The organism is Oxobacter pfennigii (assembly GCF_001317355.1).
GTDB classification, from domain to species: domain Bacteria; phylum Bacillota; class Clostridia; order Clostridiales; family Oxobacteraceae; genus Oxobacter; species Oxobacter pfennigii.
Genome location: NZ_LKET01000040.1, coordinates 1 through 3120 on the forward strand (window position 1 = coordinate 1; position 3120 = coordinate 3120).

Here is a 3120-nt window from a genome sequence, read left to right on the forward strand (position 1 = left end):
GTATTCATACTCTAAACCTCCATTGGAGTTTTTCGACTAAGTCAAAAAACTCTAAAGACTCTAATTTAGAGCATTATCTCATATGGTCAGGGAAGTTATCCATACACCGTCTTATTTTACAGTTACGTTGTATACGCTGTGAAGGGGCCTGTTGTCCCTGCTGTATACATGGCTTGTTATATAAAAAAAGAGAGGACGTTTAACAACTATTTAGAGCTAAAAGCTCAACATTTGTTAAACGTCCTTAATAACCCATCCAGTAGGATTTTAATTTTCCTCTACTGGAATATCTTTGTTTATAATTTGTTTGTAACACCTAGAGGTGCTGGTTCCAGGTCGTTAGGCTGGAACTTGCTTGGAAATTTAGCCATTTTTGTAAACCTTAATTTAAATGTATAGAAAAAAGAGTAAAACCTGTTTTATCATTTAGATGAATTTCTGTATCAGAAACCCATACTAACTTCCCTAAGTGTTGGGTATATGCATATTCACTTGGTATCTCTGATATTATTAACTTCTTTTCAACTATTTCATCTTGATTATTGCGAATTACTGCAAAAAAATCTATTGTTCCTATTTTGTGCTCAATGTACAATTCTGCAGTATATAGCTTATCTGGACTCTTTGCTTTTTTACCAAATGTCCAGAAGTTATTATAACTTAACTCTTCCATCTTATTGAATACTTCCTGTAAAGGAATCAATTCCCAACTCTTTTCTTTTGCTATATTACTGATACTTTCTTTAATTATCTGAAAAATAATTTTCTTTTTCTCATAATCATTCTTAGAGAAGAAATCTACATAGTCTAGTTTGTATTCAACAAGACAAATACCCATGCAAGTATCATAATTTGCCCGAGTCACTTTCTCAACACAACTAATACAGATTTTAGAACAATCTTTAGTTTTATACTTTCCAAGTAATCTTATGAACATGGAAGCAATACATCTAGTTTCTAACTCAAATCTCCGTCTGATACTTTTCATCCAATTTTCTTCATAATCTATTCTTATAGCATCCTCATAAGTACAATTATGCTGAGTCATGACACTTTTGAGTGTCTCAGGATTCTCTCTATATGGTAAATCCAACTGCAAGTATCTAAGATACATATTCTTCCTCCTTCTTCCTATTCTATAAACCAATCATCAAATGATGGTATTTTATGATAGAACATCGAATGACCCGTAGAATAACGATACTGTGAGTTCAGCCACTCCCAACTGAGTGCACTTCCTCTATCTGGGAAAAACATTATAATCCTAGAAGCATATGTGTTAGGGCCGTCCCAATTATTAAAAAGCCTCACCTAGTTCTCTGCTCTATACGACTTTCCATCTAATCTTATTTTTCCGCCACTAATTCCAACCTTCACCACATCTCTGTCACTTATCCTATAAATTTCATAGCCATGCTGTGGTTTTGTGCTTTTTTTACTATTACCATGAGTTTGTGCAGTAGTTATGCTTGACTTTTGTGTGCTAGTCATTGTATTGCTTCTAGCTATGTTTTGAGATGAAATTGTAGAAGAACTTACTGTATCTACAACTGCATCTACAAATGAACCTACTAACGGATAAATTAATTTTTGAGTAGCTACAACTGCAGGCACGAATAATAAAGACACAATGATAAATACTACCTTTTCAAATAAGTCCATTATGCTTGGTATTCGCCTATTACCACTAGGATCGCTAAAATTAACAGGATTATTCATACTATAAGCGAAGGCATTATGCGATAGTAACGTGCCCACTTCTCCACCTATTGCATCCGCATTAATAAACCTGCACCACTCCGGGTTATAATACCTTGACTGCAAATAATATAACCCGGTCTCGGCATCATACCTGTACCCGCGATACCTGTAAGGGTTCTTTGCACCAACAGTATCTGCAAGAGGTCCGGTTGGCTCGGAGGCTTTCCCCCAGGTATCGTAATCGTACCATACTACCTGGGTTCCTGTATCATCCAACAAGCCGGTTATATTTCCAACAGCATCCCTTATATAAAAATATTCTACACCATTTAAATTCATGGATGCAAGTTTACCTGCGCTGTCGTAGGTATAGTATATGGTATCTATTTTCCCATCTGCATCTGTCTTTATTTCATAAGTTACCTTATCTCCTACAAGATGATATTTAGTCGTTGACTCAACAGTCGGTGTGGTTGTTCCCTGATATACAGTCTTTTGTGTCCTTATTCCGGCATCGTTATATTTAAACTCTATTGTCTTACCGTTTCCCGAAATAGACTTAAGCTGCCTTCCTCCTTCCCAGGTGTAGGTATAACCGTCATAAGCCGTTATATTTCCCACATCATCATAGGAGATAGATTTATCAGTGGTAACGTTATTTATTTTAGTTGTGAAAAATTTCAGCTTATCCTTCCATACAGGGTCATCATATGTGTAAATATATTCTTTTGTGACTGTTCCCACGGGACCTGTTGTAAAGGAGTATTCTTTTCTGGTTAATATATTCCCCCCTGCATCGTAGGTATATACAGTGGTTACATTTGTTATCTGGTTATTTTCCCGTATAAGCTGGTTCAGCTCATCATAAAAGTATTCAATATAACTGCCGCCGGGAATGGTTACTCTTTCAATATTCCCATTTTTATCGTATGTGTAGTTCGTTACAGTGTTGTTTATATCAATGCTTTTAAGCCTTGTCGTTGTGGCTCCCGGGGTCCCCTGTACCTCCTCATATCCATAGCGTGTTACATGTTTGTTTGCTCCCATTGTCAGGGTTCTGCTCTTTAATCTTCCCAGGGAATCGTATATGTTGTTTATATCATTCCCCCTGCCGCTGGCATATATATTGCCTATTTCAGCATCGCTAAGCTCCTGACCCGAATACATAAAGTGCTGCATCGCCCCGTTTGCCTGGCCTGTGCCGGATATAGTGCTGCCTACCAGCGTCACACCGCCGGTAAAATCCTGAAAGTCGGTAATATATGATGTGCGCAATTTATTATACGTTATCAAGTAAACGGTAAACCATACGTACTTATATAAATATAGCCGTCATTTCTGATGGCTAAAAAGGTTTATTGATTCTGTTTTTTACATTCAATCGGGAGTTTTTCTGACCAGGGCAAAAGGTCATCTAAG

Annotated in this window: 2 protein-coding genes; both read right to left on the reverse strand. The window is 36.9% G+C overall.

Annotated features, from left to right (window positions below):
* Nucleotides 1-382: 382 nt before the first annotated feature.
* A complete protein-coding gene (locus OXPF_RS15620) occupies nt 383-1114 on the reverse strand; it encodes a hypothetical protein (protein ID WP_054876166.1) in 732 nt (243 codons plus the stop codon).
* A gap of 197 nt (nt 1115-1311) precedes the next feature.
* Nucleotides 1312-2976: an RHS repeat-associated core domain-containing protein gene (locus OXPF_RS15625; protein ID WP_160317240.1), complete on the reverse strand. Its 1665-nt coding sequence runs from the start codon at nt 2974-2976 to the stop codon at nt 1312-1314.
* Nucleotides 2977-3120 lie beyond the last annotated feature (144 nt).